Origin of the sequence: Sphingobacterium spiritivorum ATCC 33861, assembly GCF_000143765.1 — a bacterium.
GTDB lineage: Bacteria > Bacteroidota > Bacteroidia > Sphingobacteriales > Sphingobacteriaceae > Sphingobacterium > Sphingobacterium spiritivorum.
Genome location: NZ_GL379773.1, coordinates 71,933 through 92,498 on the forward strand (window position 1 = coordinate 71,933; position 20,566 = coordinate 92,498).

The 20,566-nt window shown below is 40.4% G+C and carries 17 protein-coding genes; 5 read left to right on the plus strand and 12 right to left on the minus strand.

Going from position 1 to position 20,566, the window contains the following annotated elements:
* The first annotated feature begins 110 nt into the window (after window positions 1-110).
* A complete protein-coding gene (locus HMPREF0766_RS16580; protein ID WP_002999711.1) occupies window positions 111-881 on the plus strand; it encodes a DUF4197 domain-containing protein in 771 nt (256 codons plus the stop codon).
* A gap of 48 nt (window positions 882-929) precedes the next feature.
* Here the strand turns inward: HMPREF0766_RS16580 and HMPREF0766_RS16585 are convergent, their stop codons facing one another.
* Window positions 930-1,331, minus strand: a complete 402-nt coding sequence (locus HMPREF0766_RS16585; protein ID WP_002999713.1) for a hypothetical protein — start codon at window positions 1,329-1,331, stop codon at window positions 930-932.
* Window positions 1,332-1,469: 138 nt separating this feature from the next.
* Here HMPREF0766_RS16585 and pepT point away from each other — a divergent pair, with 138 nt between their 5' ends.
* Both pepT and HMPREF0766_RS16595 read left to right on the plus strand, forming a co-directional pair.
* Window positions 1,470-2,732: a peptidase T gene (gene pepT, locus HMPREF0766_RS16590; protein ID WP_002999715.1), complete on the plus strand. Its 1,263-nt coding sequence runs from the start codon at window positions 1,470-1,472 to the stop codon at window positions 2,730-2,732.
* 32 nt (window positions 2,733-2,764) lie between these two features.
* Window positions 2,765-3,334, plus strand: a complete 570-nt coding sequence (locus HMPREF0766_RS16595; RefSeq protein WP_002999717.1) for a nitroreductase family protein — start codon at window positions 2,765-2,767, stop codon at window positions 3,332-3,334.
* A gap of 40 nt (window positions 3,335-3,374) precedes the next feature.
* Here HMPREF0766_RS16595 and HMPREF0766_RS16600 read toward each other — a convergent pair whose 3' ends face one another.
* The 11 genes from HMPREF0766_RS16600 to HMPREF0766_RS16640 form a co-directional block, all read right to left on the minus strand.
* Window positions 3,375-4,061: a hypothetical protein gene (locus tag HMPREF0766_RS16600; RefSeq protein ID WP_248676769.1), complete on the minus strand. Its 687-nt coding sequence runs from the start codon at window positions 4,059-4,061 to the stop codon at window positions 3,375-3,377.
* The gene (locus HMPREF0766_RS16605; protein ID WP_002999721.1) at window positions 4,021-4,557 is read right to left on the minus strand and encodes an RNA polymerase sigma factor; all 537 of its coding nucleotides are present in this window, start codon (window positions 4,555-4,557) and stop codon (window positions 4,021-4,023) included. The genes HMPREF0766_RS16600 and HMPREF0766_RS16605 overlap by 41 nt, the downstream gene beginning before the upstream one ends.
* Before the next feature lie 89 nt (window positions 4,558-4,646).
* Window positions 4,647-5,900 carry a YeiH family protein gene (locus tag HMPREF0766_RS16610; protein ID WP_002999723.1) on the minus strand — a complete coding sequence of 418 codons (1,254 nt, stop codon included), beginning with the start codon at window positions 5,898-5,900 and terminating at the stop codon, window positions 4,647-4,649.
* A gap of 45 nt (window positions 5,901-5,945) precedes the next feature.
* Window positions 5,946-6,293 carry a nuclear transport factor 2 family protein gene (locus tag HMPREF0766_RS16615; RefSeq protein WP_002999725.1) on the minus strand — a complete coding sequence of 116 codons (348 nt, stop codon included), beginning with the start codon at window positions 6,291-6,293 and terminating at the stop codon, window positions 5,946-5,948.
* Window positions 6,294-6,316: 23 nt separating this feature from the next.
* The gene (locus HMPREF0766_RS22590; protein ID WP_370445874.1) at window positions 6,317-6,451 is read right to left on the minus strand and encodes a DUF4180 domain-containing protein; all 135 of its coding nucleotides are present in this window, start codon (window positions 6,449-6,451) and stop codon (window positions 6,317-6,319) included.
* A gap of 58 nt (window positions 6,452-6,509) precedes the next feature.
* Window positions 6,510-6,680 carry a DUF4180 domain-containing protein gene (locus HMPREF0766_RS22595; protein ID WP_002999727.1) on the minus strand — a complete coding sequence of 57 codons (171 nt, stop codon included), beginning with the start codon at window positions 6,678-6,680 and terminating at the stop codon, window positions 6,510-6,512.
* Between the two features lie 308 nt (window positions 6,681-6,988).
* The gene (locus HMPREF0766_RS16625; RefSeq protein WP_002999729.1) at window positions 6,989-8,200 is read right to left on the minus strand and encodes a glycoside hydrolase family 88 protein; all 1,212 of its coding nucleotides are present in this window, start codon (window positions 8,198-8,200) and stop codon (window positions 6,989-6,991) included.
* A 28-nt stretch (window positions 8,201-8,228) separates the two neighbouring features.
* Complete coding sequence (locus HMPREF0766_RS22600) at window positions 8,229-8,810, minus strand: RagB/SusD family nutrient uptake outer membrane protein (RefSeq protein ID WP_002999730.1); 582 nt, start codon at window positions 8,808-8,810, stop codon at window positions 8,229-8,231.
* Window positions 8,768-9,736 carry a RagB/SusD family nutrient uptake outer membrane protein gene (locus HMPREF0766_RS22605; protein ID WP_002999732.1) on the minus strand — a complete coding sequence of 323 codons (969 nt, stop codon included), beginning with the start codon at window positions 9,734-9,736 and terminating at the stop codon, window positions 8,768-8,770. The genes HMPREF0766_RS22600 and HMPREF0766_RS22605 overlap by 43 nt, the downstream gene beginning before the upstream one ends.
* Before the next feature lie 12 nt (window positions 9,737-9,748).
* A complete protein-coding gene (locus HMPREF0766_RS16635) occupies window positions 9,749-13,123 on the minus strand; it encodes a TonB-dependent receptor (RefSeq protein WP_002999735.1) in 3,375 nt (1,124 codons plus the stop codon).
* Window positions 13,124-13,222: 99 nt separating this feature from the next.
* Entirely contained in the window at window positions 13,223-14,368 is a 1,146-nt protein-coding gene (locus HMPREF0766_RS16640; RefSeq protein WP_002999737.1) for a FecR family protein, read from the minus strand.
* A 187-nt stretch (window positions 14,369-14,555) separates the two neighbouring features.
* Here HMPREF0766_RS16640 and HMPREF0766_RS16645 point away from each other — a divergent pair, with 187 nt between their 5' ends.
* Both HMPREF0766_RS16645 and HMPREF0766_RS16650 read left to right on the plus strand, forming a co-directional pair.
* Entirely contained in the window at window positions 14,556-15,173 is a 618-nt protein-coding gene (locus HMPREF0766_RS16645; protein WP_002999738.1) for an RNA polymerase sigma-70 factor, read from the plus strand.
* A 255-nt stretch (window positions 15,174-15,428) separates the two neighbouring features.
* The gene (locus HMPREF0766_RS16650; protein ID WP_002999739.1) at window positions 15,429-20,564 is read left to right on the plus strand and encodes a LamG-like jellyroll fold domain-containing protein; all 5,136 of its coding nucleotides are present in this window, start codon (window positions 15,429-15,431) and stop codon (window positions 20,562-20,564) included.
* The last annotated feature ends 2 nt before the right edge of the window (window positions 20,565-20,566 follow it).

Below are 20,566 nucleotides of genomic sequence, written 5' to 3' on the forward strand. Positions count from 1 at the left end.
TTTAGCTGAAGACCTGCCTTTCCATTATTTTTCCTACTTTTTCAGCGGTAGATTAAACGCTACACGATTTTCGCAATCATACTGTTATCTTTGTAACAGATTTTTACGACATGAAAAAACACATTTACCTTACTCTCGCTATATCATTATTAGCCGGGTCACTCACACAAGAGACTCATGCTCAAATTCTTAAAAAAGTAACTCAAAAGCTAAATCAGCAACAACCAAAAGATACTTCTGCAAGCAAGACAACGGTGAGCAGTACGGAAATGAATTCCGGACTCAAACAGGCGCTGAGCAATGGACTGACATCCAGTATAAATTCGCTGTCCGCAAAAAATGGTTTTCTTGGGGATGCTGCTGTGAAAATTTTAATGCCACCTGAAGCACAGAAAATAGAAAAAACACTTCGAAGTGTAGGCATGGGAAAATTGTGTGATCAGTTTATTGTCAGTCTGAATGGTGCTGCCGAAACAGCGGTCAAAGAAGCTGCTCCGGTATTTGCCAATTCCTTATCTAAAATGACCATTACGGATGCTTATAATATTCTTCTGAGTGGAAAACAGGATGCCGCTACTACATTTTTCAAAACAACAACAACTCCGGAGTTAACCTCCAAATTCAGCCCTATAGTCGAAGGAGCATTAGGAAAAAATAATGTGAGTACCTACTGGACACAATTGACATCAGCCTATAATTCTCTTCCTTTATCGCTATCAAAAGTAAATACAGATCTGAATGCCTATGTCACACAAAAAGCAATTGACGGTCTTTTTATCAAGGTAGCAGATCAGGAACTAAAAATCAGAAATAATCTGGGCGGTGCACGCACAACGCCGCTGTTGCAGAAGGTTTTCGGGTGGGCTGACGGTCAAAAATAAAAAACTTATCACACATACTGCTTTGTACAGCATCAAAGCAGTATGTCTTTATAATTGTATGGACTTGATACCCCTGCCCAGGTAAGCCTGATACATCTCTGTCAGTTCCTGATATTTGAAGATAATAACCACACCTATTCCCATTAGCAGTCCCTTTACAGCCAGACTCAGCATAAAATAATCTGTGATCATAATATGCGTAGCCAACAGATAAGCACCACTCATGATAAAAAATAATCCACAGATAATAATATACAGTTTAAAAAGAATCTGCATATTTTTCCGGCCTCTTTTCAGCAAAAGATTCCATATTGGAATCAGCAGGTAACTCAGCAATATCCCTAAGCCTGTTCTAAAGCAAATTTCGTTATCACTAAAAATCAGGAAAGCCTGCACAAGTAGTAATATAACAAATGTGGTCTTATAAAACGGAAGCGCTTTGTTTTTCAAAATTTAAGATTTTACATAAAAGTAACTTAAAATAAGGCAATTACCAAATAAAAAGAGGAATGGCAGTTAAAATTCGTCAATACCTTTATAGTTTCGTAATTTTGTGCTTATCATTTTTTTAAAGCGTAAATTTTCACCATGAGTACATTTGATATCAATAGCATAACAGATTTTTCGGTTTCCGAAAGATTTCAGCGCTATGTACAGATCGACACCCAATCAGACGCCGAATCACCTAGCTGCCCTTCCACTGAAAAACAAAAAAACCTTGGCAATCTACTTGTAGAAGAGTTGCTGAGCCTTGGTATTACAGATGCGGCAATAGATGAAAATGGCTATGTATATGCTACTATTCCTTCGAACACAGATAAGAATGTTCCTAAGATCTGTTTTTGCTCACACATGGACACTTCTCCTGACTCATCAGGTAAAGATGTAAAGCCTTTGGTACACAGCAATTATCAGGGGCAGGATCTGGTATTACCGGATGATACAACTATTGTCATCAAATTTGATCAGCATCCGGATCTTGCCAATCAAATCGGCAATGATGTGATCACCGCAAGCGGAACAACTTTGCTGGGAGCAGACGATAAAGCCGGAATAGCTGAGATCATGGATGCTGCCCGACTCTTCATGAATCATCCTGAAATCAAACACGGAGATATCAAGATCTTATTTACACCGGACGAAGAGATTGGCCGCGGGGTAGATAAAGCAGATCTCAAAAGACTGGGTGCAGACTTTGCTTATACTATGGATGGAGAGCGTGCCGGAACAATTGAAGATGAAACATTCTCTGCAGACGGCGCCACAATCACGATTCAGGGTGTATCTGTACATCCGGGATTTGCCAAAGGCAAAATGCAGAACGCGGTCAAAATTGCCGGAGCTATTATCGATGCACTTCCCAAGGACAGACTTTCACCAGAAAGCACCAGTAAAAAGGAAGGTTTTATACATCCTGCAAGTGTATCCGGAACTGTTGAAAAAGCGGTTATTCATTTTATCGTTCGCGACCATATCACTTCCAATCTCAAAAAACACGAAGATGAACTGGAAGCGATTGCGGAATCTGTTATCGCACAATATCCCGGAACTACTTTTACAATAGAAGTAAAAGAACAGTACCGTAATATGAAAGAGGTGCTTGACCAGTATCCGCAGATCATGGAAATCGGGATGGAAGCTATCAAACGAGGAGGCATGACTCCTGAAAGAAGAAGTATCCGCGGAGGTACTGACGGATCCCGTCTATCGTTTATGGGCCTTCCATGCCCCAACATCTTTGCCGGAGGACATGCTTTTCATGGCAAACAGGAATGGGTATCTGTACAGGATATGCAGAAAGCGGTCATCACTATTCTGCATATTGCAGCATTATGGGAAGAGAAAGCATAAATTCTAAAATATAATTTTTGACTATATACAATATGAGCAATAAGAACGAAGTAATCGAGGCAATACAAACACGCAGAGCAGTTTTTCAAGCCAATTTCACAGATCAGGAAGTCAGCCGTGAAGATATTCTGACGATATTGGAAGCTGCAAACGCTGCACCTACACATAAAAGAACACAACCATGGCGTTTTGTAATCTTCCGCAAAGAAGGATTACAACGTTTGGGAACAGAGCTTTCCCGTATTTATAAAACGGTTACACCTGCAGAGAAATATCAGGAAAAAACAGAGATCACGATGGGCGAAAAAGCAACGTCTTCCAATGTCGCTATTGCGCTTATTGTCAATTATACAGGCGAACTGCCTGAATGGGAAGAGTTGGCTGCAACATCATGTGCTATAGAAAACCTTTGGTTAGCAGCACACTCTCTTGGGTTGGGTGGTTACTGGGCCAGTCCTGGATTAATCAATCATCTGGGAGAATTCCTGAATCTGGAAGAGAATCAAAAATGTATCGGTATCTTTTACCTGGGTCATCATCAGGCAGAGAGCAGAGAGCCGATCCGTACACCAATAACAGAAAAAATCCGTTGGGAAGAATAATAAAAAAGAAAGGATGAATCTCTGATTCATCCTTTCTTTTTTATCTTGACGGGTACACTATACGGAGTGTAGCAGCTTTACCTTCCCATTTAGGTCCCTTTTCCAGTAATGTCTTTGAGCTGTTTGCGATCTGGTCATTATCCGCTTGTTCTATGCGGATATTATAAGGTTTGCCCTTCTCATCTATCTCAAAAGAAACAGTTACACTTCCCCCAACCTCCAAACCGGGATTATTTTTATGTATATAGTTATCCAGTTGTTTCCAGCCTCCTGCCGGCACCGCTTCTCCTCCGTTCATGATAGGTTCAACCTGAATACTGTATTCTCCCACACTTAACTCTACATCTACTGTCCGTGACTGCTTTTGAACCATATAATTTTTCATCCACAGGAACACCAGTGATACCACGAATAATACAGCTGCTGCTGAGGCAATGGAAAGTCTTTGCCACCCGAAAAAGCGAACTCCTTTTTCCTGATGTTGCTCCGCTACCCGCTTATTCAGTCGTTGTTGTAGCAAACTCAGCTTTCCGATATCCACCTTATTCTGCATCCGGTATCCATCGATCGCATCCTGCAGGAAAGGGTCTTCCAGCGCTTCACGTTCCAGCTGAAACATCTCATCCTTACTCATCAATCCATTGATGTAGTTGTGAATACGTGATAATTGATAATTATTTTCCATTTTACTTCTTCTCCATACATATTTTAAGGTTGCGCTTACCATTCTGAATGTAGCTTTTCACCTTATTCATATCATACCCGGTTTCTTCTACTATATCCTTATAACACTTTTGTTCCAGATAAAATAAACGTATACAGCGCTCCTGTTCCGGATTAAGGGTTAACATACAGGTTTCCAGTTTTTCAAAATGGACTTCATCCCATAACTGATCAGAGCTGTTATCTAAAAAGTGTTCGCTTTCTGCGAGATGGTCCTCAATGTCCACCTGCTGCACACGTTTATCTTTACGTAGTTGCATCAGGCAATAGTTACGCGAAAACGTGTACAACCAGCTTTTGAAGTTGTCCACCTGATGAATTCTCAATTTGTCGATCAATTCTTCAAATATTTGCATCACTGCATCCTGACTGCGATCTGCATCATTCAGGTATTTAAAGCATACACCATACAAAAGCGACATATAAGGAGCATATAACTTGCCCAATACATCCAGTTCGCCGCTGGCACGATATTGTTGTAAAAGTTCCCTTTCTGTCATAAATAAATTATTCCTTCACTGGTATTGATGCTTTAAGGTACATTTTTCCATACAAAAAAATGGAAAAATAACCGGTCACTAATCCTGATTTACCGGAATAATACCAGCGCAATTAGCAGCGTCACTATGATATTGAAAGTCTGTGCGATCAAAAATGCGTAAAGCGGTTTTTTATTATCCTGTTTAAAAAGATCTTTAAAGTTGGTTTCTAAACCTATAGAGGTAAAAGCCAGAGCAAACCATAATCCCTGAAGGCTTTTTAAACTTCCTTTTACAGTATCCACTTTTTCCGGTGAGATGACGAAAGAGAAAAGTAAGGAAGCAAAAATAAAACCGATTACAAATTTGGGGAATCTCTCCCAGATAACTTTTAATGTAGGCTTCTCCTGTTTTGTCTCTTCATTGACGGATTTGGAATAGCTCCAGTAAATACTGATTGCAAAAGCAGCAATCCCTAACAATACATTCTGCGAAAACTTAACGATGGTACTTATTTTCAAAGCCTCCTCTCCGACCAGTGATCCGGATGCAACCACAGCACCCGTCGTGTCGATACTTCCCCCAAGCCATGCTCCGGTGACTTCCTGTGAAAGTCCCATCCAGCTGGCCATATAAGGCATAAAAATCATCATCGGTATAGCTGTGATCAATACCAGTGAGATAACGTAAGATAGCTTCTTACTGTCTCCTTTGATGGCTCCGGACGTAGCAATTGCTGCAGAAACTCCACAAATAGAAACGGCACTGGAGATCATCAGAGACATTTCATTATCTATCTTTAATTTTTTACACAGCCAAAACGCAAAATACCAAACGGAAAGAACGACAACAAGGGCCTGTATTAGTCCCAAAGAACCTGCTTTAAGGATATCACCAAAGATGACAGTAGTTCCCAGCAATACCAAACCTATCTTGACATACAATTCTGTGCTTAATGCATCCTTAAACCACTGGGGTAATTTAAAGAAGTTGCTGATCACAAGGCCTATCACTAAACTAAAAATCACGGCTTCCAGATTATAATCCTTGACAACAGCATTGCCCGCAGCAATTAGCGCTAATACAGTCAACACAAAGACTACCGGAAATACAATTAACAATGCTTTTAAAGGTTTGGACAGCAATATGGCTCCAACAATTGCCGTTCCGTAAACTGCTGCAAACTGAAAAAATATGGCTCTAATATTTTCGAAATTCAGGACATCATGCTGCAGAGACGAGAGATCTGACCAGGAAAATTTTGGCGTTGGAATAATGATTCCCGATAAAGCTAAAGCAATAATTCCCAGACCTAAAATGACCACTACCCAGTCTTCTGAAAATTGAAATTTTTGATTGTCCATAATTTTAAGGTTGATTAATTTGTGATGGTTAGGGATTCGTTGCTTTTACCCTGTATAATGAGCAAACATTTTGTTTACCTTCCCATATTCGTCAAAAAACATAACTTCAATTGCCTTTTTATTCATCACTGATTTGTAATATAGAGCAACAGAATTAACTCCCACCGTTACATCGTATAACTCAAAATGAAGGTCCGGCAATTTATTTAACGCCTTTTGCCAATAATCTGCTACAAGGTCTTTCCCTTTTAACGAACCATTATCTACACCCAGAGCCAATTTTATCATTGGGGTTGTAATTTCAATGTCATCTGAGTAATGAGATAATATGTCTTCCAGATTGTGCGTATTCCAAGAATGTATCCATTCTTCTGCAAATTTTCGTCCGTCCATATATTATGTTATTTTTTTTAGATTTATTTACTTGAAAGAACGTTTAACGCTTCCTCCATTGAATTAACAAAGTTAATATGTCTGCCTTTGTTACTTTCATAAATGAAGTCCGTTAAACTTTTACTATTGTATTTTGAGTACTCACCAACTATTGCCAACTGAACTCGATAATTAGAAAATTTTTGAAGTATTTCATCTGCTATTCCAGTTCTCAGGTCAAAAAAAATCGGGTGTTATGTTACCTTTATGAATTACTATCTTGTCAAAGCCTTGATAATATAAATTTCCTAACAAATCTAACCCGTCTTGACTTGTATTTATGATTCTTGCAGCAGATAAAATTTCGGCAATTTTAATGTTGTTTAGATTGTGTTCTTCAATTTTCATTTTGTCAGTCTGTTTATTTTACTTGTTCGTTCTACAATGACCGCTAACTAGCAGATTGATCAATAAATAATGCTGAATCTAAAAATAACGAATCACAAAAGTAATCTTTTTTACAGTAGACGCAAAGTTCTCTATATGCTCTTTCGCTTTTATTAAAGCATGTAAACAGGAAGTTACAATTCATTTTAAATATATAAACACTTCTTAGGTCAGGAATTGCTTTATCACTTAAATGCTGACAAAAAAATAGCCGGTACAAAAATATGTACCGGCTATAAATTACTGAATGAAAGATTGGCTTTCTAATACTATAACAATGCTTTATAGCGCATCAGTGCCTCTACATAATAATAGTCCGCATAAGTCAGAGGTACATCTATTTCAAAATTAGCAGGAATATGGCCTACGGAATGCTCTAATATAAAACCTCCATTAGTACCATTTTCCGCTTTGTAATTTTTCGACCCCAGACTTTTCAACATTTTTTCTGCAGCCAGCAGATACTTTTCCTGCTGTTCTTTGTTGACATATGACTGTAGCTCGAGCAAAGCTGAGGCCATGATAGCCGCTGCAGAAGCGTCCCGTTTAGCATCCGGAATATTATCAGCATTGAAATCCCAGTAAGGAATGCCGTCTTTAGGCAGATTGGGATGATTTAATATAAACTCTGCGATGTGAATGGCCTGATTAAGATAAGTTACATCTTTGGTATCCCTATACATCATAGTATAACCGTACAATCCCCATGTCTGCCCCCGCGCCCATGCGGACTCATGTCTGGCTCCCTGAGCTGTATGCCTGTTTCTCACTTCACCTGAGATGGAATCATAATCTACAACATGATAGGAGCTGTAATCGTCCCTGAAATGATGTTTCAAAGTTGTATTTGCGTGAGTTTTAGAAATATTGATATATTTCTGATCACCACTTTCACGAGAGGCCCAGTTCAGGAATTCGAGATTCATCATGTTATCAATAATTACCGGAAATTGCCATTTACTGTTGACAAGATCCCAGGACTTGATACAGCCTACTTTGCTATTGAAACGTGAGATCAGTGATTCAGCACCTGTCAACAGGATTTGCTTATAATGTGCACTTAGCTGCAGGCGATTGGCATTGCCGAAGCTACAATAGAGCATGAAGCCCAGATCATGTGTAGTTTTATCGTCCTTTTCTTTTTCAAGTATCCGGAGCACTTTATCTGCTTCAGCTTTCAATACAGAATCTCCTGCATATTCATAAAGATATAGTAATGTCCCCGGATAGAATCCTGATGTCCACCATTCCGGTCCGCTTGTTTCCAGAGAATCCTTATTTGCATAATACGTTTTAGGAAGACGACCTGGTTCATTCAGTCTTGTGGCCATATACTTATATTGTTTCACAGCATCCTTAAGCTGTGTATCTACATATGTCGCAGGTAAGTGCAACTTTCCTTTATTCTGCCCTGTTTTGGTTTGTGCAGTGAGTATTACCGATACACACATCAGCACTATAATTGAAATTAATCCCTTCATTATATATTTTTTTGTTACGGATATAATTTTAGTAACCCGGGTTTTGAGGCAACAGATTAGCATTGCGACCAATTTCTTCCTGAGGTATAGGAAGCAATGCATGAAAAGACTTCACATTTGGCTGACTTTCATAAGCTGTCGCCCCATTAAATGCCTCGACAATTACTCCCCACCGCTTTAGATCATACCAGCGTTTCCACTCAAAAGCTAACTCTACTCTACGTTCTTCACGTACAGCCTGACGGAAAGCATCCTGACTCATACCTGATTGTAAATCTGCGGGATAAGAGCGACTTCCTTCCGGGGTATAGCGAGCTCTCGCACGAACAGCATTGATATAGCTATACGCTGCAGAAGTCGGGCCTCCGTTTGCTTCATTTATTGCTTCTGCAGCCATAAGGAGCACCTCGGCATAACGGAAGATTACATATTTATTATCTGAATCCGAACCTTCCGCACTGGCATTTTTCCCCGGATAGAGGCACCATTTAGCCATATGGATTCTCGGCCATTTCCATTTCTGATAAGAGGTCATAACGCCTTTGACTGGTGTCTGGGTAAGAAAACTTACTTTTTTCCGATAGTCTTCATCAGAGACACTGTTATACATTCCTGTTGAAGGTCACTCCACCCCAGCATATCCGCATCTCTCACCCCTGTCATTGGTGCTGTATAGTCAACATTTGCATTATTTTCTCCCGTCATCTTACCTGCAAAATCTACAACCCATATATGTTCGGACTGATAGCCTAGATCCGCTTTCCACAGATTTTGATAGTCCTGTACCAACCCATACTGATAAGTAGACGCATTTTTTATAACGATTTCGGCCTGTTCAGCAGCTTCCGGCCAACGTTTTAAGATCATATATACAGAAGCAAGTAATGTATGTGCCGAACCTTTAGTTGGTCTCGCTTTCACAGCTCCCGAATATGTGTCCGGAAGATTTTTGATAGCGAATTCACAATCAGCTATAATATTCTCATAGACTTTTTCCGCAGATGTTTTACTAATGTTCGTTACTTTGGAAGGGTCGCTGACATATTCACCTATATACGGGATGTCTCCGAAGAGTTGTACCAGATGATAATAATATAAAGCTCTTAAAAGACGTGCCTCAGCTATCAATGCGGCTTTTTTTGTGTCATTCATAGTTACGGCCGGAATACCGTCTATAGCTGCATTTGCAGCTCCGATACCCAGATATGCCGTACGCCACACCGCAAGAACATCCTGATTGCTGGAGTCATGTCTAAAACTGTTCAATTGGATACGACTGGATTGTGTACCAATATCACCAATATCACAATCATCTCCCAACAGTTGAAGTACCATCACCAGACGCCGTCCATAGCTGTCTGCATTTGCCAGTAAACTATAAATTCCCATTACAGAGGCTTCTGCATCGGCTTCTGTTTTAAAATATTGTTCCGGTGTCAGAATGCTGACAGCTTTTTCATCAAGCTTTGTACAGGAAAAACTAGTAACGAGAAGTGTCGTTAATACTAAAATTCTGAATAATGTGTTCTTTTTCATGATATTTCAAGATTAAAATCCGGCATTAAAACCAAAAGTGAATGATTTGATATTCGGATAACTCATGTAATCCAGACCTATGTTTTGATTGGAGTCCTGAAAACTTACTTCCGGATCATATCCGGAATATTTTGTCCATGTCCATATATTTTGAGCACTGAAAAATACACGCAGGCGTTTTACACCGATCTTCTGAAGAGATTTTTCAGTAAAATTATAACCCAGGGCAAGATTTTTCAGACGGAGGTAAGATCCGTCTTCAATCCAGCGTGAGGAGACTTCAGGATTGTTTGCCGAATTTGCACGGGGAATGTCCGTATTGGTATTTTGAGGAGTCCAGCGCCGCAAGGCATTTTTGGTTGCATTTCCTTTTCCTGCCATCCAGTCCAGCTCCATACGGGTTATATTCAGCATATCATTCCCATATGACCCCTGCATAAAGATGTTCAGATCAAAATTTTTGTATTTCAAGTCATTATTGAATCCAAATGTGAAATCAGGATGAGGATTTCCGATGACCTTACGATCATCAGCGTTGACCACACCATTCGGCCCATCTGTCAGATTATTAGAGGCATCGCGACCGTAAATATCCTTATACCGGACATCTCCCGGTTTCTTGCCGGGCTGTGCACTAAAGTCGTCACCCTGTTGATACAGCCCGTCAAACACCCACCCGAAGAAGGCTCCGACAACTTCTCCCTCACGTAGAATCTGTGATTCAGTAGATAACATATGAGCCGGAATACTATTATAACGGATATCACCCTTAGGAAGTTGAAGGATTTTATTGCGGTTGAATGTAATGTTAAAATCAGTATTCCATTTTATCTTATCATTCAGATTAACAGTTTGCAATGCAAATTCCCATCCCTTGTTTTGTACACTACCCACATTTTGAAGAGAATTGGTAAATCCGGAATAAATAGGTAACGGAACCTGATACAGCAGGTCAACAGTCTTTTTATAATAATAATCTACTGTCAGGTTTATTCTGTTATCCAAAAACCCTATGTCCAGCCCTGCATCAGTCTGTCTTGTAGTTTCCCAGGTAAGATTCGGATTAGCTACATTCGTGGGACGGACAGCATTCACCGGCATTCCACCTATCGTAGTCAATGTTGGTGAAAAGCGAGCCAGTGATTGATAAGATCCTATTTCGGAATTTCCGGTTTCACCATAGCTTGTTCTGATCTTTAAATTACTGATTGCCTCTAAGGATTGCATAAAGGGTTCCTGCTTAACATTCCAGGCAAATGCTCCTGATGGGAAAAATGCCCATTTATTATTTTTCCCAAATCGCGAAGATCCGTCATAACGACCTGTGACTGTAAACAGATACCGGCTTTTAAAATTATAGTTGACACGTCCGTAAAAGGAAGACATCAGCCAATCTTCCAGATTCGAAAATGCATTCTGATAACTTGATCCGGCACCTAAGTTCCAGAAAGAAAAGCTATCTGAGATAAAATTACGATTATTGGCCTGCCAGGCTTCATTACGCGAACTTTGATAGGAGTACCCTGCCATCGCAGTAAGGTTATGTATATCATTGAATGTCTGATTATAGGTCAGGAAATTTTCACTAATAAGATTCGTATTCTTCGCTGCATATATAGATCCTATACCTCCGACATTTCTCCCTTCAACAAGTGCTTTAGAGGCGTAATTACCTGTACGCTCATTGCTTATCTGGATGCCAAGTGTGCTTCGGAAAATCAGGTTTTTCAGAAGACCCAATTCTATATATGTATTTCCCTGAAAGAGATCGGTAGTTACATTATTTTGACGTTCCGTAGCAACTGCTACAGGATTATCATGCGGATCGCCTACCTGTTTCAATGTATACTTGCCATTAGCATCATATACTCCCTGGGTAGGTTCAAAGCGCAGAGCAGCAGCTATTACTCCAGCTGTAGTCGTACCGCTACCGGCCTCCTGTGTACGGACACCACTTAAGTAGTTTCTGTTAAACATAAGTCGTGTTCCCATTTTTACCCGATCAGAAAAAGTAATATCCATATTTGATGTTCCGGATAACCTTCTGAAATTAGAGTTAATAATTACTCCTTTCTGTCCGTAATGATTTAATGCTGTGTAATAACGAATATTATCCGAGCCACCCGAAACAGCGAGTTGATTATTGAGCAGATTTCCTGTACGGAAGATCAGATCCTGCCAGTCTGTACCTGTTCCATAACTCTCCGGATTGGGATATGGAATATTATTGTTTCCGGAATTGATATAGGTATCATTAATATAAGATGCAAATTCTGATGCATTCAGCAACTCGAGTCTTTTACCCACTTTGTGTGTCGCCAAAGAGTTATTCAATTCTATAACCGGCTTACCTACTTTTCCTTTTTTAGTTGTAATCATTATTACACCGTTTGCTCCTCTGGATCCGTAAATAGCTGTCGCTGAAGCATCTTTTAATACTTCTACGGATTCTACATCTTCAGGAGCTGGCGGAGTACTTCCTGGAAACCCGTCAACAACATATAAAGGATCGCTGCTGGCATTTATAGAAGTACCCCCACGTATACGAACACGGGGAGCTTTTCCCGGTTCGCCATTAGTACTGGATACAGCAACACCCGGTGCACGTCCCTGCAGCGCCTGTGCTGTGCCGGCCAGTGGAAAAGCACTGATCTGCGCTTTATTAATAGAGGCTACTGATCCTGTCAGATCACTTTTGCGCTGTGTACCGTAGCCTACCACTACTACCTCTTCAATATCCGTACTCTTGCGATTTAGTCTGACGTTAAGGACAGATCCGCCCTGTACTGCTATTGTTTGTGTTTCATAGCCGACCATACTAATAATCAGTGCAGCCCTGGAACCTGGTATTTGTATTTTAAACTGTCCCTGTTCATTTGTTGTTGTTCCTTGTCCTGATACCCCTTTTACAGAAACAGTTGCACCTGCAACAGGACCGACAGAATCTGTCACAGTACCACTTATTGAGGTCTGTAAGGCCTCATTTTGCTTAGGAGGGATCGTCTTATCTTTAGAGGAATTGTGTAAATTTTCCTGTACAACAATAGTCTTCTTATTAATTGTATATACCACCGGTTGATTAATAAAACACTGCTTTAAGGCCTCTTCCAGTGACACATCCTTAAGATTCACTGATACAGGGCTACTGTTTAGCAGCATCCGCGGATTATAGAGCAAATGGTGACCACTTTGTTCACTGATCTCAAGCAACGCTTTTTCCAGTGTTGACTTTTTAATGGCCAATGTTACCTTTTGGGCGTGAACAGCGGCATTCGCAGACATCGCCCCAAGCACCATAAAAAATGCTAATAGTTTCATGATTCTCCAGATTGTTGTGCCTCTTGAAAGACCATACAGTCTTGTCTGCACATCATAATTTTTGTACATTTGGTTTACGGTTTAATGTAATTAAATAGGTTTTAATTGTATTAGCTTCAATACCGGGAGCGCTGCAATCGCTTCCGGTTATCTGATTTTAAATAGAGTTTATCCCATAACGTATATCCTCCTTCCCTCTATTCTAAACTTTACTGATCCTGTAAGCGCAAGCATATCAAGCACATCCTGCACTTCTCCGAAACGTGAAATAGTTCCAGAAAATATTTTGTCCTTCATATCACCCTGGTAGACAATTTCCACATCATACCATCGCGCTATTTTGCGCATGATACTTTCTATTCCTTCTGCATCGAAGAAAAAATTACCACTTTGCCAGGCCAGGATCTCTTTTGGATTAAATGTCTCTGTATCTACACGCTTACTTCCTTTATCATAAGTCGTACGTTGTCCGGGATTGAGATTGTACCTCTTGCTATTAACATCCAAAAGAATTTTTCCCTCAATCAGGGAAGTTTGTACTGAAGACTCTTCTACATAAGCATTCACATTAAACCGTGTACCAAGTACTGTGATTTTCTGATCTGCTGTCTTCACAATAAATGGTTTTCCATTTTGTTTCTGTACGTCGAAAAAGACCTCACCTGTAATTTCAACGACTCGTTCTTCGCCCGTAAAAGAAGTAGGAAAACGTACAGACGATTCCGCATTAAGCCATACCCTGGTTCCGTCTGACAAATCGATCTGATATTGCCCGCCTCGTGGCGTGCGCAAAACGTGGTAACTGATCTTTGAAGCTACTGAGCTAGGCTGATCGTACGTAAGCTGCCCTTCAGCATTTTTACTCGCCACTACCTGACCCTCAAATGTTAAATCACCGGTTTTCAACGCATTGAGATCCACCTCAGTACCATTGTCCAATGTAAGAGTAGCTTTGTTTCCTCCCGGAAGTATTTTTTTATTGACGACTTTAGCCCGAAGATTATTTCCGGAATCATCTTTCAGGTTCCATAACCAATAAGCTCCGAAACATAGAATTAAAACGGCTGCCGCAGTCTGAATACCCCTGTATAAAATTTTATACTTTCTGAAATGCGAAATTTTAATATGGTCTTTTATCTTGCCATGGATTCTTCTTTTCACATCTTCTTTTTTTCCCATGCGCATTTCATTCCAGTTTGTTTCCTCCAACTCAAAACTATCCTCATAGGATTCCAGCATAATATATTCTTCTTCCGTACAGAGTCCCTGCTGATATTTTTCGTATAACCGGATATATTCTTCTTTGGTTAGCATACTCTCCTCTATTTAGGTTTCTATTTCTATAGAGTGTATTTCTGAAGTGTAACACACCTGCAAAAATATTTTTTGTTTCTATTTTATTTTTTATAATTGTATATGGTAATGGTTAGACATAATCATTACTCATCCATCAAAAAACCAACTATAAATCAGATACCATCACGCTTATAAAGCAGATTCGATGCCTTTACGTAAGAAGCAATATTATCAGAATACATTGCTGACAGATCAGCAATTATGGGTGACCGTTCAAATTGAGGATTGTCAGATAGCTTTTTCTACATTATATGATCGGTTTTGGTCTCTTATTTACACAACAACATTTTCCTATCTGAATGATCGTGAAAAAAGTGAAGAAATAACACTTGATATATTTTTGAATCTGTGGAACAGGCGTCAATATCTTCAGATTCGTTCATTTTCGGCTTACCTTCGGACATGTGCCAGATATCATGTTTATAAAGTGCTGAAAGATTCAAAAGAAAATCAGATTGCATTCAACCAATATCAGGAAGTCACAACCGAAACAAGTGTTTCCAATTTAGTACTTGAAAAGATGGAACAGGAAGATATCAAATCTTCAGTTGGGGATGTTCTGAAAAAATTATCGCCTCGTTGTCAGGAAATTTTCCAACTAAGTCGTTTTGAAAATCTCAGTAATGATGAAATTGCAGTAAAGCTCGGAATCTCAAAACGTTCTGTAGAAAATCAGATAACGAAAGCTTTAAAACATTTACGGATAGCATTCGGGACATTGTCAGGTACTATCATTTTCTTAACACAATGGTTCCGATTGTAAACAGCATTTAACTTCTTCAGCCCTCCCTATCAAAGCACCAACTCTTCTCTACCCCAACTCTTCTTTCCATTTAAGTGGCTCAATCCGGTATTCTCACGACTTTAATCAGGCTAATTAAGTCTAAGATTATCCCCTATACCGGAACAGGATAGTTCAGGTCAGTCATCTCACAATTAATGGTAAAATTTGCAAAAGGGTCTCCTTCCTATGGGATACTCCTGAAAATTAACCAATTGTAAAACTCAAACATCTGATATGAAAAGAAAGTATGTTCTTTGCATGTTGTTCTGCCTGCTATTTTCGCTCGAAAATCTTCAGAACAGTTTAGCACAAACATTAGCATTTCCCGGTGCAGAAGGTTTCGGCCGATATGCTACCGGAGCACGGGGATATAGCTCCCGATCGGTATATTTTGTAACGAATCTTAATGACAGTGGTCCCGGATCCTTCAGAGATGCCGTAAGTCAACCCGGTAGATTTATCATCTTCAAAGTTAGTGGTATCATCACGCTCAGCAGTAAAATTCAAGTGGCCGCCAACACTACCATTGCAGGTCAGACTGCTCCCGGCGACGGAGTCGTACTCTACGGACGCGGAGTTTCCTTTAGCGGAGCGTCCAATACGATTAGCCGTCATCTTCGTATACGACTGGGTGTCAACGGAGGCGCCGGAAAAAATGATGATGCTTCCGGTATTGCCAACGGAACGAATATCATCCTTGATCATATGTCCTTTTCCTGGGGACTGGATGAAGTATTTTCAATCAACTGGGACAATAAAGGTAGTGAACCTGATAACATTACTATACAAAACTCTATTATCGGACAGGGATTACACCGGCACAATCACTCTGCAGGCGGACTGATTCAGACAGGTGGAAAAATCAGCATACTGAAATCGCTCTACATGAGCAATAAGACCAGAAACCCCAAAGTAAAAGGTATAAATGAGTTTGTCAATAATGTCGTTTACAATTTTGGAAATGCCAATACCACTTATGCCGATCACAGCATTTCGGCAGATGCTTATATCCTTGGAGGAGAATCTTCCGGAGAATCGAATGTGACCTTATTAAACAATTACTTTATTGCCGGTCCGGCAACTCCACAATCTAAATCAACCCCATTTTCCAGAGGAAATGGTAATTTCAACCTGTATCAGCGAGGCAACTACTATGACCGCAATTATGATGGGGTATTGAATGGCACGGAGATGCAAGCCAACAGCACCTGGTATCCGGGAATTGAGCCTGAAAATTTTAAAAATGCAGAGGATTATTCCAGCTATCCAACGATAGCCCCTGGCATGTCTGCCTCCGAAGCATACCAATGGATCGTATCTAATGTAGGAGCAACCTTCCCCAATCGCGATCAGGTAGATGCAGGTATGATCGCTGATCTGATGAGTATTGGCAAATCAGCACAATACATGTACCGTGAAACGGATAACGGACTAAGCAACGGAGGTCTGGGAGACTTCTATCCGGCACAACTTCCTGCGGACACTGACAATGACGGTATTCCGGATGAATGGGAAGAACGGTTAGGACTCAATAAAAATGATCCGTCAGATGCCTTAAAGGAAAGCAGTGCTCATGCTCCCTATCTTAATATTGAGGTATATATCAATATGCTCACAGATGAGCAACCCACTGACTTCGTAAGGCCTCCAAAAAACATCAAAGCAACGAGTCTCTCGTATGATGAGACACCTGCCAGAAGTGTCGTTACCTTGTCCTGGGAGAATAATTCGCCTGACGTAAAAACACATATTGAAAGATCTGTTGATGCTATACAATGGACTCCGGTAACCACTACAGACATCAATAAAAATACTTTTAACGACGATAACCTCAAACCTAACACCCTTTATTATTACCGGTTGAAATCAATTCACAATCAGGAAGAATCGGTATTCAGCACTGCTTTATCTCATCGTACAACAGCCATACCTACTGCTCCTGTTCCTGCTGCACAACCTTCTCCGGTTCATTTATATAACCATGTGATTCTGAATGAAGGTGCTATAGACCTTTCCTGGACTGGCAGCAGCAACACCAAAACCTACGCGGTATATTTCGGAAAAGACGCCGGTAATCTTATTTTGAAACAGGAAGTCGCTTATAGTGCAAGACCCGGGATTGTGATATCCGATTTGGAAAATAACACTTCCTATTACTGGCGGGTAGACGCCAGTAATGACAAAGGAATCACAACCGGTGAGGTCTGGACATTCAGGACGGAGCAGCTCTTTCCAAAAATGCTTGTCGGACACTGGAATTTTGACGAGACAACAGAAGAACTGGAAACAACCTTACTTGATCAGTCAGCTTTTGCCAATCACGGTGAGCTGTCCCGCACTTCAGATCTGGGGATTTCACTCCGCACGGAAGGTGTGCATAATGGAGCGCTGGATCTGAAGAAAGCCGATCCCTCCACTTATTCTGCCAGTATACCACATAAGGATCATTTATACCTCAACAACTCTTCTTTCACCATTACCTTCTGGATGAAAGCCGCTCAGGAAGATCGTCCGACTTCTACGAATAGCTCCTATATATTATGCAAAGGATCAATTACCAAAAATACGACCACAGGCGCTACCGGCAATCGATTTAATATAGAAGTAAAAGAAGAAAATTTTCGGTTTGCAATCGATAACGACAACCTTGGAAAGGATGAGATCACTGCTAAAACTTCAGATTTCTACACCGGACAATGGACACATGTAACCGTAATCCGTGATACAGAAAACAAAAAAATCAGGCTTTATCGCAACGGGAAACTGAATGTGGAGGCAACGATCAGTAAAGCAACAAGCGGCATAGGTGAATTATCCGACCTGATTATCGGAAATATAGGAGAACTGGAGTTTTTAAAACAGAACAATCTCAACTCTGCACCATATTTCGGCAAACTCGATGAACTGAAAATCTACAATTATGCATTAGCAGACTCGGCCATTCAAAGGGATTATTTAGAGCATGTCGGACTATTGGCTGCACATACTCCATTTCCTACAGATAAAGGTATTTCTTCAAGAGGAGATCAGACAACTGTCAGCTGGTCAGGTGGAGAAAATACAACTTCTTTTGATATTTACTTTGGCACGTCTGCAGATCAGCTTCATAAAGCAGCATCCTTACCCGCAACCGAAAAGAACTTTACCTTCCGATTACTTGATCCCGGCAGCATTTATTACTGGAAAGTCATCGTACAAAACAACGGGGTGAGTAAGGAAAGTCCAGTATGGAGCTTTACAGCGAATCCGAATAAGCGTGAATTAGTAGGTTATTATTCTTTTGATGATCAACAGGCAGTCGGATACGATTACAGCAAATATGCAAATCACGGAAAAACACGCTCCTTCAGTGCATCGCCTTTTGTGGCTTCGGGAAAAAGTAATGGTGCTGTTGAATTTAAAACAGCCAACGGAACAACTTCAACTAAAGCAATCGTTATACCGGCGAGAGAACAAAACAAATTTGACTACAACTCCTTCAGCATATCCCTCTGGATGAAAGGCAGCAGCAATACCTACACGACCTCCGCAACAAATGCCTACCTGATACAAAAGGGTACTTTTTCGGGTGTAGGAAGATGGTATGGTATTCAATTAAATAATAACGGTAATCTTGTTTTTGCTATTGATGACGATTCCAGCGTCAGCGGACGTGGTAAAAACGAAGTGACCACGGGGATAGCGGCCAACAATTTGTTCAATAATCAATGGCATCATATTGTTGCCGTGCGGGATGTGGAAAATGCCAAGATATCCCTTTACATTGACGGAAAATTTATCAAAACTGCCTCTGCGCTCGCACAAAATATAGGACAGGATAATGTAGACCTGCTTATCGGTAATTCTGCCGAAAATAAAATATACAGAGACCAACTGGACGAAGTAAAGCTTTACAACTATGCTTTGTCTGACGAAGATATTTCTCAATTGTATGCGACCGGTATTCCTGTAGCTCCTCCGGTATTGATTACTCCTGCACAAGATGCTGTTTTGCAAAATGCACTTAACCCTGTCTTTAAATGGAGAAGTGATGAAGAAACCTACAGTGTTTTTCTGGGTAAATCAACTGATGATTGGATCAAAATTGCGGACCACATCAGACCGGCTACATTTACGGTTCCTGAGGAACTGGAATACATACAGAGTTATTACTGGAAGGTAGAAGCATTCCGGGATACAGAAAAGGCTTCCAGCAATATTGGTAAGTTTACTACTGAAGAGCTACCCAGACCCGTTGTACAGGTCGTTCCGATAACTGTAAATGAAGGAAGTCCCAAAGGAAATATCCTGACCAGATTGCAGGCTACGAATCCTTTAAATGGTCCTTTAAAAAACTGGAAACTCCTCAAAACCGATGATCCCAATCAGAATGGTATTCCGGCAATCGAAATGGATACAAGCTCAGGCGAGGTACGCATTCTGGATCCTGCAGATTTCAGCTATGGCCTGACCCAGAGTATTAAATTTACCACTACTGTAGACAATGATCGCAAAACCAGTGAAGAAACGGAACTGACTATAAACATCAATTTTGTCAATCAGGCTCCGACTTTTCAAAACATCGCTGACCTGACATATTGCAACAGCGGGCAAGAATATGAAGTGCTGATAAACGGAATTTCTCCGGGAAAAGAATCCAGTCAGCAGACGACGCTGTCCATTCAGGCAGATCAGGCAGATCTCTTTGATGAGCTGCAGATACTTCAAACCACATCTTCTACCGGAGCCATCAGAATTATATTAAAAGAGACATATGCAGGGACAACCCGTATCAACGTTACCGTCAAAGATAATGGAGGAACAAATAACGGAGGAATAGATTCTTATACCCAAAGTTTCAATATTACAGCCACCTCTCCCCCAGAATTAAAGATCGCATATGATAACAGCAGACCTCTGTTAGAGAACAAACCTGTAACACTCAATGTGGTAAATCCGTCTGCTGATTACAGTTACGAATGGTTTGCAAACGAAAGTTCCATAGGTTCAGGCAACAGTATAACCCTAAATGCCGGCAGAGGAATCAACTATAAAGTAACCGGTAAATCTTCAGATGGTTGTATTGCCACGGCATCATTACAGTTGGATCTGATCGAATCGACTTATCAGCTGAAGATCAATAATATCATTACACCGAATAATGACGGTATCAATGATTACTGGCTGATCAAAAATATCGAAGCTGATCCTGAAAATGAAGTATATGTATATAGTCAAAACGGGAGATTAGTGTTTTCTGCACGGGATTACCAAAATGACTGGACCGGAATATCCAATTCGAGCCCTCTGCCGAATGGCACCTATATGTATAAGGTCATTTTCAATAAAAAAGAATATGCAGGCTACTTAGATATCGTAAACCCTCAATAACC